This window comes from Streptomyces sp. (genome assembly GCF_035645055.1).
Taxonomy (GTDB): Bacteria; Actinomycetota; Actinomycetes; order Streptomycetales; family Streptomycetaceae; genus Streptomyces.
In genome coordinates this window covers 116,778-134,065 of the sequence record NZ_DASQNH010000045.1, presented here as the reverse complement: position 1 = coordinate 134,065, position 17,288 = coordinate 116,778, and the positions used below count along the sequence as shown (strand labels likewise).

Here is a 17,288-nt window from a genome sequence, read left to right as displayed (position 1 = left end):
GCCATGGGCTACAAGGAGATCGAGGTCGGCTTCCCCAGCGCCAGCCAGACCGACTTCGACTTCGTCCGCATGCTCATCGACGAAGGCCTGATACCCGACGACGTGGTCATCCAGGTGCTGACGCAGGCCCGCGAGCACCTGATCGAGCGGACGTATGAGTCCATCGCAGGCGCCAAGCAGGCGATCGTGCACCTGTACAACTCCACCTCGACGCTGCAGCGCCGGGTCGTGTTCGGGCTCGACATGGACGGCATCGCCGACATCGCCGTCACAGGCGCGCGGCTGTGCCGCAAGTACGAGGAGATCGTCCCCGAGACGACGGTGTTCTACGAGTACTCGCCGGAGTCCTTCACCGGCACCGAGCTGGAGTTCGCGGCGCGGGTGTGCAACGACGTGCTCGAGGTCTTCCAGCCCACCGCCGACAAGCCGGTCATCATCAACCTGCCCGCCACGGTGGAGATGGCCACCCCCAACGTGTACGCCGACTCGATCGAGTGGATGAACCGGCACCTGAACTACCGGGAGCACGTCGTCCTCTCGCTGCACCCGCACAACGACCGCGGTACGGCGGTGGCTGCCGCCGAGCTGGGCCATCAAGCCGGGGCCGACCGCATCGAGGGGTGCCTGTTCGGCAACGGCGAGCGCACCGGCAACGTCTGCCTGGTGACGCTGGGCATGAACCTGTTCAGCCAGGGCGTCGACCCGCAGATCGACTTCTCCGGCATCGACGAGATCCGGCGCACGGTCGAGTACTGCAACCAGCTGCCGGTGCACGAGCGCCACCCCTACGGCGGCGATCTGGTCTACACGGCCTTCTCCGGATCCCACCAGGACGCCATCAAGAAGGGCTTCGAGGCGATGGAGCGCGATGCCGCGGCGCGCAGTGTCTCCGTCGACGAGCTGCCCTGGGAGGTGCCGTACCTGCCGATCGACCCCAAGGACCTCGGCCGCACCTACGAGGCCGTCATCCGGGTCAACTCGCAGTCCGGCAAGGGCGGCGTGGCGTACGTGCTGAAGAACGAGCACAAGCTCGACCTGCCGCGCCGGATGCAGATCGAGTTCTCCAAGATCATCCAGGCCAAGACCGACGCCGAGGGCGGCGAGGTCACGCCGAAGGACATCTGGGCGACCTTCCAGGACGAGTACCTGCCGAACCCGGAGAATCCGTGGGGTCGGATTCAGGTCAAGAACGGCCAGTCCACCACCGACCGCGACGGCGTCGACACGCTCACCGTGGAGGCCGCCGTCGACGGCGCGGACACCGTGCTGACCGGTCAGGGCAACGGTCCGATCTCGGCCTTCTTCGACGCGCTGCAGTCCATCGGGATCGACGTACGGCTGCTGGACTACCAGGAGCACACGATGAGCGAGGGCGCGTCCGCGCAGGCCGCCTCGTACATCGAATGCGCGATCGACGGCAAGGTGCTGTGGGGCATCGGCATCGACGCCAACACCACCCGCGCCTCCCTGAAGGCGGTCGTCTCGGCCGTCAACCGGGCCGCGCGCTGAACCTCCCCACCGGGGGTTTGAGGGTCCCGTCCGCGGTTTTCCGGTGATCACCGGCGGGCGGGACCCCGTCGTTTACCGGCCACTCACCCGTTCAGGTCACGGAGAGGTCTCGTCCGGGGTGCTGACTAGGGCTCTCGTATGTGGCTAACATCACGCCAGCGCGGCGATGCTGCCGCGGGGTTACGGAGGTGCGACGTGCTGCCAGGACGGGGACGAGACGGCCGTGTCACCGGGCTTTCGCGCATGCTGGGCACCCGTACCGCGTGGACGCCCGTGGGCGACGGGGAGTTCTTCTGCCCCGGCTGCGGCGGCGACCGCAACTACCAGCGGCTCACCGGACGCCGCCGGTTCACCCTGCTGGGCCTGCCGGTGCTGCCGCGCGGCGCGAGCGGCCCGGTCGTCGAGTGCGCGGCCTGCCGCCGGCACTACGGCACCGAGGTCCTCGACCACCCCACCACCACCCGCTTCTCCGCGATGCTCCGCGACGCCGTGCACACCGTCGCCCTCGCGGTGCTCGCCGCGGGCGGTGCCGGATCCCGCACGGCCCTGGAGACGGCCGCCCAGGCGGTGCGCGCGGCCGGCTTCGGCGACTGCACCGAGGAGCAGCTGGCCGCCCTCGTCGAGGCGCTGGAGGCGGACACCGGCCGGATCACCGGCGAGCCCTGCGGGCCCGGGCTGGCCATAGAGCTGCACGAGGCGCTGGACCCGCTGACCCCGCACCTCGCACCGGCCGGACGTGAATCGATCCTGCTCCAGGGCGCCCGGATCGCCCTCGCGGACGGGCCGTACACCACCGCCGAACGCGAGACGCTGGCCACGGTGGGCGCCGCGCTCACCATCACCGCCGACGAGGTGAACCGCCTGCTCGCGGCGGCGCGCACGCCGTCCTGAGTACTCCCCGGGGAGTAACCGGGCCGCCGGGCCACCCCTCGCGGTACCCCGGAACTCGCTCTTGGGCACGACGCGCCGGCCCTCCCGCGCCGGAAGTCTGGAACCGCATCAGACTTCCGCTCCGGAGGGAGGGCCCGTCCATGGGGGCCGGACAGACGACAGGGGTGACCAGCGCGAGCGTGGCACGGGGACGGCGGGAGGCAGCCGGGGCGTGGGGGCACGGGACCGGGCCCAGCTGGTGATCGTGGCGTACGAGTCGGGGCTGGTGACGCCGGGGAGCATGTGACGGGCCGCCCGGTCGGTGGGCCCGGTCTAGAGGAGGCCGGCCGCGGCGAGGAACGTCCCCACCCGTTCCCTCTCCGCCTCCGACAGCGGTACCTGGGGCCGCGCCGTCGTCGGGGAGGTGATGACGCCGCGCAGGTGCAGGGCCGCCTTGAAGGCGCCGATCGCGGAGGAACCGGGCCCCATGCGGGCGGGGTCGCCGGCGTGGACGATGCCGAAGAGGGCGCACAGGCGCTCCTGTTCGGCGCGGGCGCGGACGTGGTCGCCGGTACGGCACAGGCGGTCGAGGCGGACATAGCCGTGCGGGTCGACGTTGGCGAGGCCGGGGACGGCGCCGTCCGCCCCCAGGGCGAGAGCGGTGTCGACGAGCAGCTCGGAGCCGGTGAGGACGGTGAAGCCGGTCAGGCCGGGGCGGGTGCGGGCGCCGGTGACGACCTCGCGGAACGCGGCCAGGTCACCGCTGGAGTCCTTCAGCCCGGCGAGCACTCCCTCGGCGGCCAGGTCCAGGACCAGGCCGGCGGGGAGCTTGGTGTGGACGGCGGGCGGGATGTCGTAGGCGAGGACCGGGACGGGGGACGCGGCGGCGACCAGGCGGTAGTGGCGGGCGATCTCCGCCGGGTGGGTGGGGGCGTAGAACGGGGCCGTGACCACGACCGCGTCGGCGCCGGCCGCCGTGACCGAGGCCACCCGCTCCAGGACCCGGGGGGTGGTCATGTCGATGGCGCCCGCGAGGACCGGCAGCCGCCCGGCCACGTGCCGCACCGTCTCCGCCACCACCAGCTCGCGCTGTCGGTCCGTCAGGTACGCCGCCTCCGAGGTGGAGCCCAGGACGAACAGGCCGTGCACCCCGCCCGCCATCAGATGGTCGAGCAGCCGGCGCAGCGAGCCCACGTCCACCTCGCCCTCCGGTGTCAGGGGCGTGCAGACGGGCGGGACGACGCCGGTGAGCGGGGCGGGGATCGTCATGGCAGCTCCACCGGAGAAGGACAGCGGGCGGTACCGACCCCTGTACGGTACCGCCCGCGTGCCGCCCCGCACGGTTCGTCAGGGCAGGTCCGGCATGTAGTGCTTGTCCTGGTCGGAGTCGTAGACCTGCTTGCCCGCGGCGTCGTAGCCCTTGATGTGCGGTGCCTTGGTGACCTGCTGGTCCAGAATGCCGGTGGCGACGAACCAGCCGTGGTCGAGGACCGCGGTCCGGGGCTCCTCGTCGCCGTATGAGACGGTCACCTCGGCGACCGACGGGTCGACGGCGCCGATGCTGCCCCAGCGGAACGGCAGCTTCCAGTTTCCCTTGTCCAGGAACGACTGCGCGTACAGCTTGTGCGCGTTGACGTCCGGCATGACGGGACCCTGGTCCGGCAGGCCCATGTCCACTCCGCCGACGTTCATCCCCGCGACCTCGCCGTCCTTGACGTTGCAGATCACCCGGGTCCGGGGGGCCTCCTCCCGCACCGCGACCACGAACCGGCCGTCGCCGGGGGCGTTGCTGTCGCCGGTGCTGCGCATGCCGAGCAGGATCCGGTACTCCTCCGGCGCGCCCAGGTCCTGGAGGGCGCTGCCGCGGTCGAAGGCGAGGCAGTCCTCCAGCGCGGCCGCCGCGGACTCCCGCGTCACACCGTCCAGCAACTGCTCGTCACTCGCCGGACCCGCGGGCCCGGACGGAGTGGACGGCGCCGGCGCCTGCGTGGGCGACTGCGCCGGCGTGGCGGACGTCCCCGACGCGGCGGGCGACACGGCCCGGCCGCCCCCGTCCGGGCCGGTCAGCGCATAGGCCCCCACCGGCACCACGGCCAGCGTCACCAGTGCCGCCCCGACCGTCGCCACCCGGCGGCGCCGCTCGGCCAGCCCCCGGCGCCGGATCGCCGGATAGGGCGCCGGCGAGGGCTGGATGGTGAAGGCGTCGTCGGTGAGCAGCGCCCGCACCCGGTCCTCGAACTCCCGCCCGCCGTCCCCGGCCCCGTCCCCCGGAGACTGAGCGCGCTGTTCCCCGTTCACCTGCTGTCTCCCTGCCTGGACGGCACACCCATGGCCTGGGCGAGCCCCGGATACGTACGCAACTTCGCCAGCCCCTTGGACGCCTGGCTCTTGACCGTGCCCGGCGAGCAGCCGAGCACATCGGCGACCTCCGCCTCGGACAGGTCCTCCCAGTAGCGCATGACCACCACCGCGCGCTGCCGGGGCGGCAGTCCGGCCAGCGCGGTCAGCAGCGAGCCGCGCTCGTCCACCCAGGCCACGGCCTCGTCGCTCCCCGCCCGCTCCGGCGGCGAGGCGGTCAGCGCCTCGGGCACCCGCCGCTTGCGGAAACGGTCGCTGTTGCAGCTGACGAGCATCCGGCGGACATACGCCTCCGGGTTGTCGGTGCGCGCGATCCGCCGCCAGGAGCGGTACGCCTTCGCCAGCGCCGTCTGGGTCAGATCCTCCGCGTGGTGCGCGTCGCCCGTCAGCAGATAGGCGGTCCGCACCAGATGGGACCACCGCGCTCTGACGAACTCCTGGAACTGGGCCTCTTGGTCGGCCTTCATCAAGCACCCTCCTCGCCCTCCAGACCACCGGTCGGACGGAATCGGTTGCCCGGAGGGCGCGAGGGATTTCCCGGAGCGGGCGGGGTGCCTCGGCAGGTGCGGGGACGAAGATGCCGGGGCAGGGACGAGGACGCGGGGGCGGGGCTAGGCGAGGGCTTCCGTCAGGACCTTCGCCGTCTTCGCGATCAGGGCGTTCTCCCGGACCGCCGCCGGGTCGGCCTTGCGGGACAGGATGGCCAGGACGACCGGTGTGCCGTCCGGGGTCCAGACGATGCCGACGTTGTTGTTGACGCCGTACTCGCCGCCGCCCGTCTTGTCGGCGACCTTCCAGGTGGGCGGGACTCCGGCGCGCAGCCGGTCAGGGCTGGTGGTGTTGTTCAGCAGCCAGTGAGTGAGCAGCTCCCGGTCGGCGCCGGGCAGCGCGTCGCCGAGCACCAGCCGGGCGTAGGTGCGGCCGATGGCGCGCGGGCTGGTGGTGTCGGTGATCCGCCACGGCTCGGCCGAGTTCAGTCCCGTCTCCCAGCGGTCCAGCCGGGTCACCGGGTCGCCGAGGGAGCGGGCGAACCGGGTGATCGCGGTGGGGCCGCCCAGCTCCCGCAGCAGCAGGTTGCCGGCCGCGTTGTCGCTGTACCGGATGGTGACGTCGCACAGCTCGGCCACGGTCATGCCCTCGGCCAGACGCTTGCGCGTCTCGTCGGAGTCCTCGACCAGGTCGGCCTCCGTGTAGTGGATCCGGCGGGCGAGGAACTCGCCGTCCCGGTCCAGGTCGCGCAGGACGGCCGCGGCGGCGAGGGTCTTGAAGAGTGAGCAGATCGGGAACAGGTCGTCGGCGTGGTGCCGTACGGTCCGCCCGGTGCCGACGTTGTGGGCGTAGACGCCGAGTTTGGCGCCGTACTCCCGCTCCAGGGCGCGCAGGCGTCCGGTGACACCGGCCGGACCGCCGGTGGCGTGTGCCGCGGCCGGGGTGAGCAGGGCCGCGGCGCCGGCCGCGCCGGCGGTGAGGAGGATACGGCGGTTCAACGACATCTCGGTCTCCTTGGTGATCGTCTCTCCCGTGATCGACGCGCCCGCCGCCCGCCCCGGTTGCGGTGCCGCAGCAGGCGTCGTGGCCGGATCGCGCTCGTTCTGCAGGAGCGGGACGGTGGACGGGCCGTCGCCGGTGATCCGCACCGGAGGCTCCCGCGGCTCGAACGGCCGGGCGGCGCACGGCCTCGCGTTCCCGGCACGCCGGCGGTCAGCGGACACGTCGCCCGGCTCTGTGCGACCCCCTTCTCGTCGGGTCGTCCCGCCCTCAGCCCTCCGGGAGGAAGAAACTGTCGTGCCGCACCTGGAACTCCCGCAGTTCCTCAGCCCCCTGGGCCGCTGTCTGCGTGGGCGGCGCGGTCGTGCGCCGCCTGATCACGATCGCCGGCCACCGTCGCCCCGGCATCCGGCTTGAGGCCGTCGCCCGCCCCGACGAGACACCCCCCAGGTCCTGCCTAGTCCTTCGCCACCGTGCGCAGATACGTCCCCAGCCGCGCGATCGCCGACGGATTGCGCGGGCTCTCCACCAGGTCGGCGTAGTCGAGGACGAAGATCCGCCGGTGCTTGATCGCGGAGACGTCCCGCAGCGGTGCGTGGGAGAGCAGGAAGTCCTTCTTCCGCTCGGCGCTCACGTCTCCGTAGTCGCAGATGACGATGACGTCGGGGTCGCGTTCCACGACCGTCTCCCAGCCGACGGTCGTCCACGAGTCGGCCACGTCGTGCAGGAGGTTCACCCCGCCCGCCGCGCTGATGATCTGGTCGGGGGCGGCGTAGCGGCCGGAGGTGAAGGGCTGGTCCTCGCCGCTGTCGTAGAGGAACACCTCGGGCGCCCGCGCGGGTGCCTTCGCGCGCACGTCGGCGATCTGCCGCCGGAAGCCGGCGACCAGGGCGGCGGCCCGCTCCTCGACGCCGAACAGCTTTCCGAGGTTGGTGAGGTCGGTGTAGAGCGCGTCCAGGGGCGGCATGATGCCGCGCGCGGTGCCGGTGCGGCCGTTGCGGCACGACTCGGTGAGGACGTACGACGCTATGCCGAGCTTCCGCAGCGCGTCCGGTGTGAACCCGGCGTCCTCGCGGAAGCCGTAGTTCCACCCGGCGAACACCAGATCCGCGCGCGCGTCCAGCACGGTCTCCGTGGTCAGCTGGTCCTTCGACAGCCACGGCACCTTGTCGTAGCCGTCCTTCCACGGCACCCCGCGCACGTCCCCCTTGTCGTCGGGCATGGCGAACCCGGCCATCCGGTCCTCCAGGCCGAGCGCGAACATCAGCTCGGTGATCCCGACGTCGTTGGTGACGACCCGTTCCGGGACCTTGTCGTACGTCACCTTCTTGCCGCAGTTGGTGAGCGTGACCGACCGGTCCGTCCGCGCGGACGGCTTCTCGACCCGTGCGCCGCACCCGGTGGCGAGGGCGGCGAGACAGAGGGCGGCGGCGAGGGGCCTACGCAGGGGACGGTTCCTCATGGGGCGGTTCCTCGGGGGTGGGGGGCAGCAGGTCGAACAGCAGGCGCACGGCACCGGTCTCCGGATGCCGTACGGGGTGGGCGCGCACACCGAACACCTCGGCCAGCAGACCGGGCCGCAGCACGTCGTGCGGCGGGCCGGACGCGACGACGCGCCCCGCGGCCACCACGTACAGCACATCGCAGTACGCGGCGGCCAGATTGAGGTCGTGCAGCGCGGCCAGCACGGTCAGGCCGCTGTCCCGGACCAGCGACAGCACCTCCAACTGGTGCGCGATGTCCAGGTGGTTGGTGGGCTCGTCCAGCACCAGCACCCTGGGCCGCTGTGCCAGCGCCCGCGCGATCAGCACCCGCTGTTTCTCGCCGCCCGACAGCGCGGGGAACCCCCGGCCGGCGAGGTGGGCGACACCGGTGCGCTCCATCGCCGCCGCGCACACCGCGCGGTCGTCCGCCGCCGTGCGTCCGGTGTGCGGCATTCGCCCCATGGCGACCACCTCGGCCACGGTGAAGTCGAACTCGGCCGTCGACTCCTGCGGCAGCGCGGCCAGGCGCCGGGCCACGGCCCGCGGGTCCATGGCGTGCACCTCGTCCCCGCCGAGCCGCACCACCCCGCCGGCCGGCCGCAGCGCCCGGTACACACACCGCAACAGCGTCGACTTCCCGCTGCCGTTGGGCCCGACCAGCCCCACGAACGCCCCGGACTCCGCCGCCAGCCGGACGTCCTCCAGCAGCCGCACCCCGTCGGTGGTCCGAACGGACACACCCTCCACGTCGAGCCGCATCAGCGCCCCCCGAACACGTAGCCGCCGCGCCGCATCAGCAGCAGGAACGCCGGCACCCCGACCACCGCCGTGATCACCCCGACCGGCAGCTCCATCGGCGCGAACAGCAGCCGGGACAGCAGATCAGCCCACACCAGGAGTACCGCGCCGGCGAGCGGGGCGACGGCCAGTACCCGCCGGTGATCGGCGCCGGCCAGCATCCGTACGACATGGGGCACCATCAGCCCGACGAACCCGATGGCCCCGCTCACCGCGACGACGGTCCCGGTCACCGCGGCGGTGACGACGAACAGCTCCCGCCGCAGCCGCTCCGGCCGTACCCCCAGCACGGCCGCCGTCTCGTCCCCCATGGCCAGCGCGTTCAACGGCTCCGCCCGCGCCCGCAGCCACACCCACCCGGCGGCCACCGTGACCGCCGCGACCGGCACCCGCGCCCAGGTGGCCCCGCCCAGGCTGCCCAGCAGCCACATCAGCGCCGACCGGGCCGCCTCGCCGCGGGCCGCGCCGAACACCATCACGGTGGTCAGGGCCTCGAAGCCGTACGCCAGCGCCGTACCGGTGAGGATCAGCCGCAGCGGGGCCAGCCCGTGCGCGGCGGACCGGGCGACGGCGTACACCACCGCCGTCGCGGCGAGCGCGGAGAGGAACGCGGACACGGACAGTGCCCACACCCCGAGCCCGGCGAACGCCCCCAGCAGGATCACCGCGTTGGCGCCGACGGCCGCGCCGGACGAGATGCCCAGCACGAACGGGTCCGCGAGCGCGTTGCGCACCATCGCCTGCACGGCGACCCCCACGGTGGCCAGCCCCGCGCCGACGACGGCGGCGAGCACCACCCGGGGCAGCCGGATCTCCCAGACGACGGTGTACGCGGCGAGATCACCGGCGGGCAGCGCGCCGCCGCTCAGCCCGGCCCAGACCAGCCGCAGCGTCTGCCCCCAGCCGATGTCCGAGGCCCCGAGCCCGACCCCGCACACCGCCGACCCGAGCAGCAGCACCAGCAGCCCGAGCAGCAGCGGTGGCAGGGGTGTTCGGCGCACGGTCGGCGGGTCCTTCGCCTCGGGCCCGCCTGCCGGACAGGGAGCGGGAAGAGCCCGTACGGCGGTGCCACGGCCGAGCGGTCCCCCTTCTCGCAGTCCGCGGCGAGCGTTGAACGGGTTCGCATCCACCCACGGGCGATCGGGCTCGCACGACGGGCCTGACGGCCGCGCGCACACCGTTGCGGGTCAGCGCCGGACTCTCACCGGACTTCTCCCACGGGGGCGTGTGGAGCGTAACAGGGGCGCATCGGCGGAGCTTGGGGCAGGGGGCGTTCATATGGGTATATGCCCGCGGGGAGGGGGTGGGGGATGCGGCGACTGGTCCTCGTGATGGTGCTGGCCGGCTTGTCGGTCCTCGGGGGAACGGGGGAGGCGCGGGCGGAGCGCGGGATCGCGTGCACGCCGGGGAAGTTACGGGACGCCGAGGTCACCACCTCGGTACGGATCAAGCACGACGGCGAGGACCACACGCGCGCCGAGGCCGACCTCGTCGTCAAGGTGCCGAAGTCCGCGGCCCTCGCACCCGACCTGCTGCTCAACGGGGACACCGACCGCTACCGGGCGGCCATGCGGTGCCTGCTGCGCGACCCCGCCGAGACCCACCCCTACCGGGACACCGAGCTGCGGCCCCGGGAGCCCGAGGTGACCGTCGAGGAGAGGACGGTCACGGTTGAGTACCGTGCCGTCACCTCCGTGGAGAACAGCAGCCACCGGGAGTTCGGCCCCTGGCGCCTGGAGGTGGGCACCCGGTACTGGACCCTCGCCCTGGAACGCCCGCCCGCCCTCGAACGCGCATGGTGGCGCGAGATCACCGTCGACCTCGGCGGACGCGCCGCACGCGACATGGCACCGCCGCCGACCGCGGGCACGCCGACGGACCTGACCTGGAAACGGGCCGAGGCCGCCGGACCGATGCCCGAACTGTGGGTCCGGATCCAGCCACCGGCGACGAAGGCCCTGGCCACGCGGTGGAACGCGCAGCCCTGGCGGCTGGCCGGCTCGGCGGCCTGGCTCGCCTGGGACGTCGTGCTCTTCGCCGTGGTCCTGCTGCTGGTGCGCCGGCTCGCCCGTGCCCCGGGGACGTCACCGGCGACCCCGGCGGAGACGGCCACCCGCCGCAACCTGCTCCGGTGGGCCTGGCTGATGCTCGGCATCGCGCTGGTCGTCGAACTCGACGACCAGCTGCTGTCCTCCTGGCCGGACCACCGGGTCACCCTGCACTTCGTGCTCACCGCGGGCGTCGGCGCCCTGCTCTGCCTCTTCGCCCGCCCGCGCCCGGGCACCGCCCTGGCCGTCGCCGCGGCCACCGCCTACCCCCTCGTCCTGGCCCTCCGCCCCGGCTGGTTCGGGCTGCCCGCCGGCTTCTGGCTCGACCACGACGCGCTCGCCGAGGTGAACCGGCTCACGCGGACCGGCGGATTCGTCTGGATCGCGCTCGCCGCGGCCTGCCTGGCGTTCGTCTGGCTGACGGGCACCGTGTCGGCGATCCGCCGGATGTACGAGGCGACACGCGTCCGGGCGCCCGGGACCACACCGCGCGGACGCCTCCCCTGGTGGGTGCTGCCCGGCTGCCTGCTCCTCGCGGCGGCGCTGGTGGCCGGCGACCTGTGGGCCACCCACGCGGTCTGGGAGCAGGAGACCTGGCTGAGCGACGGCGACGGCTACACCGACCGCTGGCACCTCACCTACCTCTACAACGGCCTCGCCTGGTTCCCCTCCGACTGGCCCGACTGGTTCTTCCCGTGGATCACCTGGTGGTACGGCTTCAACGCGGTGCTCCTCGCCGCGCTCGCCGCGCGCGCGGCGGCCCCCCAGGCCGAACGGACCGCCCCCGAGGGCCCGGACCTCGCCCTCCTCACCGTGGCCGCGATGCAGGCGGTCGTACCGGCACCGGGCTGGTACGCCGGAGTCTCGGCCCACCTGCTGTCCGCGGCGATCACCCTGCTCACCGGCCGACTGCTGCTGGCCCTGGGCAGACGCCGCGCCGTGCTGTCACAGCCGCTGCCCACCGGCGCACCGCTGCGCGACGCGATCCGCGAGCGCGACCGGACCTGGCTGATCAAGTCCGCGCGCGCCTACCGCGACCTGCACTCGCAGCTGCGCCGCCTGGAGCAGGGCGAGCAGGAGGGCAAGCGGGCCGACCTGGAGCGCGACCTGGACGACCTGCACCAGTGGAACCCGCCCGGGGCCACCGCCCCCCACGCCGGTGCGCGGCTCCCCGACTCGGTGGACGCCGTGGAGCTTGCCCTCGCCTGGGGGCCGCGCGCCACCTGGTGGCAGAACGCGCTGCGCGCCGCCCGGTTCTCGGCGGTGCTCGCCCTGCCCGCCACGGCGGTCGGCTTCTGGGCGAACCAGGTGCGCGGCCCGCTGTGGGGCAGTGTGAGGCGGGACGAGTTCGGCCTGGCCGGCCTGCTCGACTACGTGATCACGTCCGAGATCGTCCTGGCGGGCGCGGGTTTCGTCCTGGGCGCGCTGTGGCGGGTCCTGCCCGGCCGCCGCGGACCGGCCAAGGCTCTCGGCCTGTTCCTGGTGTACGCCGCCCCGCTGGCCGGCCACTGGATCCTCACCCGGGCGACCGGTCAGTCCTTCGGCACCTGGGCCCTCGACCTCGCGCTGACCCTGCTCGTCCTCACCTCGACCGGCGTGGCCATGGACATCGACACCTTCCGTCAGGAAGGGATCTACTGGCCCACGAAGGCGTCCCTGCTGCTGTCCGTCTACCAGTTGCGCACGGCCTCCGTGCAGCTGGCGTTCTTCGTCGCGCAGGTCGTCGCCCTGGTCGGCGTCTGGCAGCAGCTCAAGGGGAACGACCCCACGGTGTTCATCCAGCCCCAGGAACCACCGGGAAGATCGGGCGGCCCGGGCGAGGGCGGCGGTTAGCCGCCGGGGACCGCCGACGCACGACCGATGGCCAACGCCTGTGCGGGGAGCGGCACTTCGCGCACAAACTCCTGCCGAGTGTAGGGCCGGCGGCCCGCGCCGGAGACAAAAGAGTGAAACCCGAAAGCGCAGGGGAGCCACGGGGAGGCGCAACGCCGATCGCAGGAAAGAACCGCACGAAAAGGCCGGATCCAATGACACCGACGAAGCCGCCGATCGGCTCGTACGTCGTCGACACCCGCACCGGGAAGGTGGGCATCGTGATGGGCCACGAGGGACCCTACGTACAGCTGAGACCGTACGGCGGCGGCAGGGAGTGGGACGCGGACCCGCGGTCCGTACGCCACGCGACCCCCGCGGAGCGGCTGCGCGCCGCCACCGCGTACGCCAACGCGCGCAGCCGGGGGGAGGTCCCTTGACGTTCCCGGCCGGGCGACCGCGCGGGTAGGCGAGAATGGCTCCATGAGTCTGTTCCGCGACGACGGCATCGTGCTGCGCACCCAGAAGCTGGGTGAGGCGGACCGGATCATCACGTTGCTCACGCGCGGTCACGGGCGGGTACGCGCCGTGGCGAGAGGCGTGCGCCGGACGAAGTCCAAGTTCGGTGCGCGCCTCGAACCGTTCTCCCACGTGGACGTGCAGTTCTTCGCCCGGGGGAGCGAACTGGTGGGCCGGGGCCTGCCGCTGTGCACGCAGAGCGAGACCATCGCCGCGTACGGCGGCACGATCGTCCTGGACTACGCCCGGTACACGGCCGGCACGGCGATGCTGGAGACCGCCGAGCGGTTCACCGACCATGAGGGCGAGCCCGCGGTGCAGCAGTACCTGCTGCTGGTCGGCGCCCTGCGCACGCTCGCCCGCGGCGAGCACGCGCCGCATCTCGTGCTCGACGCGTTCCTGCTGCGCTCCCTCGCCGTCAACGGCTACGCCCCCAGCTTCAGCGACTGTGTGAAGTGCGGGATGCCCGGGCCCAACCGGTTCTTCTCGGTGGCGTCCGGCGGCTCGGTCTGCGTGGACTGCCGGGTGCCCGGCAGTGTCGTACCCTCGCCGCGGACCCTGGAACTGCTCGCCGCGCTGCTTACGGGAGACTGGGAGACCGCGGACGCCTGCGAGCCGCGATATGTGCGGGAGGGCAGCGGACTGGTGTCCGCCTATCTGCACTGGCATCTGGAGCGCGGGCTGCGCTCGCTGAGATACGTCGAGAAGTAAGCACGGCGAGAAACAAGTACGGCGAAGAAGAGCTAGGGAGACGAGAAGCACATGGTCGTACGCGGGTTCCTGGGGCGCCAGCGCCGCGAGTACAGGACGCCGGAGCCGCACCCGTCCGGCGCCCGGCCGCCGAAGCTCCCCGGCGAGCTGGTGCCGAACCATGTGGCGATCGTCATGGACGGCAACGGCCGCTGGGCCAAGGAGCGCGGCCTGCCCCGCACCGAGGGACACAAGGTCGGCGCCGAGCGGGTGCTGGACGTGCTCCAGGGCGGGATCGAGATGGGCGTCGGCGCGATCTCGCTGTACGCCTTCTCCACCGAGAACTGGAAGCGCTCGCCCGACGAGGTGCGCTTCCTGATGAACTTCAACCGCGACTTCATCCGCAAGACCCGCGACCAGCTCGACGAGCTGGGGATCCGGGTGCGCTGGGTGGGCCGGATGCCCAAGCTGTGGAAGTCGGTCGCGAAGGAGCTCCAGATCGCCCAGGAGCAGACCAAGGACAACGACCGGCTCACCCTGTACTTCTGCATGAACTACGGCGGCCGGGCGGAGATCGCCGACGCGGCGAAGGCGCTCGCGGAGGACGTGCGGGCGGGCCGGCTGGACCCGGCCAAGGTCACCGAGAAGACGCTCCAGAAGTACATGTACTACCCGGACATGCCGGACGTGGACCTGTTCCTGCGCCCCAGCGGCGAACAGCGCACCTCCAACTACCTGCTGTGGCAGAGCGCGTACGCCGAGATGGTCTTCCAGGACGTGCTGTGGCCCGACTTCGACCGCCGTGACCTGTGGCGCGCCTGCCTGGAGTTCGCCTCCCGCGACCGGCGGTTCGGCGGAGCCATCCCGAACGAGGAGCTGCTGGCCATGGAGGGCAAGCAGCAGGACTGATCATGACTGATCACGGCCGGTACCATCCCGCCTCATGGTCATGGACATGGGGCGGGACGCCGTCGCACGGGATGAGACAGAGCTGGTCTACCGGCCGACACGCGCGGATCTGCGCGCCGGTATCGGAGTGCGTGACCGCGTCCGGCGCCTGCATCTGGTCCGATGGGGCCTCATCGGCCTCTTCCTCGCCCTCGCCGCCAGGAGCGCGCTCGCCGAGAAGGGCTCGGCGATCTCCTTCGTCGTCGCCGTGCTCTGCGCCGCCGTCATCTGGTCCATGCCGCACGCGCAGGCCCACCACGCGCTGCGTACGGTCTCCTGGCAGGGCGAGTACCGCGCCACGGTGACCGACGACGGGATCCGGGCCGAGACCCGGCATGTGACGCTCACGCAGCGCTGGTCGGTCTTCCGCGGCCACCGTGAGACCCGCGAGCATTTCGTGCTGCTCAGCCGCGACCCGAACATTCTGCTCGTCGAGGTCCTGCCCAAGCGCGGGCTGGCCGGTGAGGCCGACGAGGCCCGGCTGCGCGTGCTGCTCGCCCGGCATCTGCCGGTCGTATGAGGGTGGCCCGAGCGGGAGAGCGCGGGCCGGGAGTCGGTGACTCCTGCACCTGTCACGACCGCGGCGACATGATGCCCTGAGGTCAGTCCTCGGCGGCGGCCCGCGCGCAGTCCGCGCAGGTGCCGAAGATCTCCACCGTGTGGGCCACGTTCACATAGCCGTGCTCGGCCGCGATGGCGTCCGCCCACTTCTCCACCGCCGGGCCCTCCACCTCGACCGCCTTGCCGCAGACGCGGCACACCAGGTGGTGGTGGTGCTCGCCGGTGGAGCACCGGCGGTAGACGGCCTCGCCGTCGGAGGTGCGCAGCACATCGACCTCACCGGCCTCGGCGAGGGACTGGAGGGTGCGGTAGACCGTGGTGAGTCCGACGGAGTCGCCCTTGTGCTTGAGCATGTCGTGCAGGTCCTGCGCGCTGCGGAACTCGTCGACTTCGTCGAGGGCTGCCGCCACGGCGGCGCGCTGCCGGGTGGCGCGGCCCTTCACGGGCGGTCCAGCGGTCGTCACCGGTTGCCTCCTCACGTCTTGCTGCGGTCCGGGCCATTGTGCCAGCCCGGACCGGCAGCGGTCAGACGCCGATCTGGTCCCCGGTCGGGCGACTGGCCGGAATGCTGCACTCCGCCGGGTCTCCGGGCGGCTGCGCGGCGGCCGCCGCGCGGGCCCTGCGCCGGGCCAGCGGGGTCGCCAGCGCGGTCAGCACCAGGAACGCGGCGATGGCCAGCAGCACGATCGTCGCGCCGGGCGGCACGTCCTGGTAGTACGAGGTCACCGTGCCGCCGATGGTCACGCTCACCCCGATCGCCACCGCGATCGCGAAGGTCGCCGCGAAACTGCGGCTGATCTGCTGGGCGGCGGCCACCGGCACCACCATCAGCGCGGACACCAGCAGCAGCCCGACCACGCGCATCGCGACGGTCACCGTCACGGCCGCCGTGATCGCCGTCAGCAGGTTCAGCGCCCGCACCGGCAGTCCGGTCACCCGCGCGAACTCCTCGTCCTGGCTGACCGCGAAGAGCTGGCGGCGCAGCAGCAGGGTGGTGAGGATCACAAACGCCGCGAGGACGCAGATGGCCCGCACGTCCTCCTCGGACACCGTGGACAGCGAGCCGAAGAGATACGACAGCAGGTTGGCGTTGGCGCCGCCGGGCGCCAGGTTGATCAGCATCACACCGCCCGCCATGCCGCCGTAGAACAGCATGGCGAGGGCGATGTCGCCGCGGGTCCTGCCGTACCAGCGGATCAGCTCCATCAGCACCGAGCCGAGGACGGAGACCAGGGTCGCCATCCACACCGGCGACCAGGACAGCAGGAAGCCGAGGCCGACACCGGTCATGGCGACATGGCCGATGCCGTCGCCCATGAGGGCCTGTCGGCGCTGCACCAGGTAGATGCCGACCGCGGGCGCGGTGATGCCGACCAGGACGGCGGCGAGCAGTGCCCGCTGCATGAAGTCGTAGTTCAGGAATTCCATCAGCTCAGCAGTCCCGTCCGGATCGGTTCGGCGTCGTGAGCCGCGTGCGGATGGACGTGGTCGTGGCCGGGCAGCGCGTGCTGGCCGACCGCCTTCGGAGGCGGGCCGTCATGCAGCACGCAGCCGTCGCGCAGCACCACCGCCCGGTCGATCAGGGGCTCCAGCGGGCCCAGTTCGTGCAGCACGAGCAGGACGGTCGCGCCCTGGGCGACCTGCTCGCGCAGGGTCGCGGCGAGCACCTCCTGGCTGGCCAGGTCGACGCCCGCCATCGGCTCGTCCATGATCAGCAGCTCGGGGTCGGCGGCGAGCGCGCGGGCGATCAGCACCCGCTGGTGCTGGCCGCCGGAGAGCGCGCCCACCGAGTCCCCGGCGCGGTCCGCCATGCCGACCAGGTCCAGGGCCCGGCGGACGGCCTCGCGGTCGGTCCTGCGGAAGACGCCGAAGCGGGTGCGGGACAGGCGGCCCGAGGAGACCACCTCGGTCACCGTCGCCGGGACGCCGCCCGCGGCGGTGGTGCGCTGCGGGACGTAGCCGACGCGTGCCCAGTCGCGGAACCGCCGGCGGGGTGTGCCGAACAGCTCGATCTCGCCGGCGCTGACCGGCACCTGGCCGATGATGCCGCGCACGGCCGTCGACTTGCCGGAGCCGTTCGCGCCGAGCAGCGCGACGACCTCACCGCGCGAGACGGTGAGGTCGATACCGCGCAGGACGGGGCGCGAGCCCAGCTCGGCGCGTACGCCGCGCAGGGATATGACGGGCTCGCTCACAGGGGCCT

17 protein-coding genes and 1 pseudogene are annotated in these 17,288 nt (G+C 72.7%); 8 read left to right on the top strand and 10 right to left on the bottom strand.

Annotated features, from left to right (window positions below; genetic code table 11):
* The 3 genes and pseudogenes from leuA to VE614_RS15430 form a co-directional block, all read left to right on the top strand.
* The coding region (gene leuA, locus VE614_RS15440) for a 2-isopropylmalate synthase (RefSeq protein ID WP_324936789.1) at window positions 1-1,509 on the top strand (1,509 nt) is incomplete at its 5' end.
* Window positions 1,510-1,704: 195 nt separating this feature from the next.
* Entirely contained in the window at window positions 1,705-2,400 is a 696-nt protein-coding gene (locus VE614_RS15435; protein WP_324936788.1) for a TerB family tellurite resistance protein, read from the top strand.
* A gap of 211 nt (window positions 2,401-2,611) precedes the next feature.
* A pseudogene (locus VE614_RS15430) lies at window positions 2,612-2,686 on the top strand (DNA-binding response regulator); the annotation flags it as partial.
* Window positions 2,687-2,712: 26 nt separating this feature from the next.
* Here VE614_RS15430 and VE614_RS15425 read toward each other — a convergent pair.
* The 7 genes from VE614_RS15425 to VE614_RS15395 all read right to left on the bottom strand — a co-directional run bounded on the left by VE614_RS15425 (window position 2,713) and on the right by VE614_RS15395 (window position 9,508).
* The gene (locus tag VE614_RS15425) at window positions 2,713-3,648 is read right to left on the bottom strand and encodes a dihydrodipicolinate synthase family protein (RefSeq protein ID WP_324936787.1); all 936 of its coding nucleotides are present in this window, start codon (window positions 3,646-3,648) and stop codon (window positions 2,713-2,715) included.
* 78 nt (window positions 3,649-3,726) lie between these two features.
* Window positions 3,727-4,677: a hypothetical protein gene (locus VE614_RS15420; protein WP_324936786.1), complete on the bottom strand. Its 951-nt coding sequence runs from the start codon at window positions 4,675-4,677 to the stop codon at window positions 3,727-3,729.
* The gene (locus VE614_RS15415; protein WP_324936785.1) at window positions 4,674-5,204 is read right to left on the bottom strand and encodes a SigE family RNA polymerase sigma factor; all 531 of its coding nucleotides are present in this window, start codon (window positions 5,202-5,204) and stop codon (window positions 4,674-4,676) included. Before VE614_RS15415 ends, VE614_RS15420 begins: the two co-directional genes overlap by 4 nt.
* Before the next feature lie 144 nt (window positions 5,205-5,348).
* Window positions 5,349-6,449, bottom strand: coding sequence for a class A beta-lactamase (gene bla, locus VE614_RS15410; protein WP_324936784.1), 1,101 nt, complete (start codon window positions 6,447-6,449; stop codon window positions 5,349-5,351).
* A 233-nt stretch (window positions 6,450-6,682) separates the two neighbouring features.
* Window positions 6,683-7,687, bottom strand: a complete 1,005-nt coding sequence (locus VE614_RS15405; protein WP_414719575.1) for an ABC transporter substrate-binding protein — start codon at window positions 7,685-7,687, stop codon at window positions 6,683-6,685.
* On the bottom strand, window positions 7,665-8,468 hold the full coding sequence (locus tag VE614_RS15400) for an ABC transporter ATP-binding protein (protein WP_324936783.1): 804 nt from the start codon (window positions 8,466-8,468) through the stop codon (window positions 7,665-7,667). The genes VE614_RS15405 and VE614_RS15400 overlap by 23 nt, the downstream gene beginning before the upstream one ends.
* Window positions 8,468-9,508, bottom strand: a complete 1,041-nt coding sequence (locus VE614_RS15395) for an iron ABC transporter permease (protein ID WP_324936782.1) — start codon at window positions 9,506-9,508, stop codon at window positions 8,468-8,470. Before VE614_RS15395 ends, VE614_RS15400 begins: the two co-directional genes overlap by 1 nt.
* Before the next feature lie 309 nt (window positions 9,509-9,817).
* Between VE614_RS15395 and VE614_RS15390 the strand changes: the two genes are divergently transcribed.
* From VE614_RS15390 to VE614_RS15370, 5 genes are all read left to right on the top strand, one after another.
* Window positions 9,818-12,388, top strand: a complete 2,571-nt coding sequence (locus VE614_RS15390) for a DUF6185 family protein (protein ID WP_324936781.1) — start codon at window positions 9,818-9,820, stop codon at window positions 12,386-12,388.
* Window positions 12,389-12,582: 194 nt separating this feature from the next.
* Window positions 12,583-12,807 (top strand): hypothetical protein, encoded by a 225-nt coding sequence (locus VE614_RS15385; protein ID WP_324936780.1) that lies wholly within the window; start codon window positions 12,583-12,585, stop codon window positions 12,805-12,807.
* Window positions 12,808-12,850: 43 nt separating this feature from the next.
* Window positions 12,851-13,597: a DNA repair protein RecO gene (gene recO / locus VE614_RS15380; protein WP_324936779.1), complete on the top strand. Its 747-nt coding sequence runs from the start codon at window positions 12,851-12,853 to the stop codon at window positions 13,595-13,597.
* 51 nt (window positions 13,598-13,648) lie between these two features.
* Window positions 13,649-14,485: an isoprenyl transferase gene (locus VE614_RS15375; protein ID WP_324936778.1), complete on the top strand. Its 837-nt coding sequence runs from the start codon at window positions 13,649-13,651 to the stop codon at window positions 14,483-14,485.
* A gap of 34 nt (window positions 14,486-14,519) precedes the next feature.
* Complete coding sequence (locus VE614_RS15370; protein WP_324936777.1) at window positions 14,520-15,044, top strand: YcxB family protein; 525 nt, start codon at window positions 14,520-14,522, stop codon at window positions 15,042-15,044.
* Window positions 15,045-15,126: 82 nt separating this feature from the next.
* On the opposite strand, the gene VE614_RS15365 is transcribed toward VE614_RS15370, so the two are convergent.
* From VE614_RS15365 to VE614_RS15355, 3 genes are all read right to left on the bottom strand, one after another.
* Window positions 15,127-15,549 (bottom strand): transcriptional repressor, encoded by a 423-nt coding sequence (locus VE614_RS15365; RefSeq protein ID WP_324936776.1) that lies wholly within the window; start codon window positions 15,547-15,549, stop codon window positions 15,127-15,129.
* 61 nt (window positions 15,550-15,610) lie between these two features.
* Entirely contained in the window at window positions 15,611-16,513 is a 903-nt protein-coding gene (locus tag VE614_RS15360) for a metal ABC transporter permease (RefSeq protein ID WP_324936775.1), read from the bottom strand.
* Window positions 16,513-17,280: a metal ABC transporter ATP-binding protein gene (locus VE614_RS15355; RefSeq protein WP_324936774.1), complete on the bottom strand. Its 768-nt coding sequence runs from the start codon at window positions 17,278-17,280 to the stop codon at window positions 16,513-16,515. Before VE614_RS15355 ends, VE614_RS15360 begins: the two co-directional genes overlap by 1 nt.
* Window positions 17,281-17,288: the final 8 nt, after the last annotated feature.

Bases quoted from the DNA above. Each gene is read 5' to 3' on its own strand.
- VE614_RS15400 (WP_324936783.1), bottom strand. From the start codon at position 8,468: ATGCGGCTCGACGTGGAGGGTGTGTCCGTTCGGACCACCGACGGGGTG.
- VE614_RS15415 (WP_324936785.1), bottom strand. From the start codon at position 5,204: ATGAAGGCCGACCAAGAGGCCCAGTTCCAGGAGTTCGTCAGAGCGCGG.
- VE614_RS15370 (WP_324936777.1), top strand. From the start codon at position 14,520: ATGGTCATGGACATGGGGCGGGACGCCGTCGCACGGGATGAGACAGAG.
- VE614_RS15390 (WP_324936781.1), top strand. From the start codon at position 9,818: ATGCGGCGACTGGTCCTCGTGATGGTGCTGGCCGGCTTGTCGGTCCTC.
- VE614_RS15375 (WP_324936778.1), top strand. From the start codon at position 13,649: ATGGTCGTACGCGGGTTCCTGGGGCGCCAGCGCCGCGAGTACAGGACG.
- VE614_RS15360 (WP_324936775.1), bottom strand. From the start codon at position 16,513: ATGGAATTCCTGAACTACGACTTCATGCAGCGGGCACTGCTCGCCGCC.
- VE614_RS15385 (WP_324936780.1), top strand. From the start codon at position 12,583: ATGACACCGACGAAGCCGCCGATCGGCTCGTACGTCGTCGACACCCGC.
- recO (WP_324936779.1), top strand. From the start codon at position 12,851: ATGAGTCTGTTCCGCGACGACGGCATCGTGCTGCGCACCCAGAAGCTG.
- VE614_RS15425 (WP_324936787.1), bottom strand. From the start codon at position 3,648: ATGACGATCCCCGCCCCGCTCACCGGCGTCGTCCCGCCCGTCTGCACG.
- VE614_RS15405 (WP_414719575.1), bottom strand. From the start codon at position 7,687: ATGAGGAACCGTCCCCTGCGTAGGCCCCTCGCCGCCGCCCTCTGTCTC.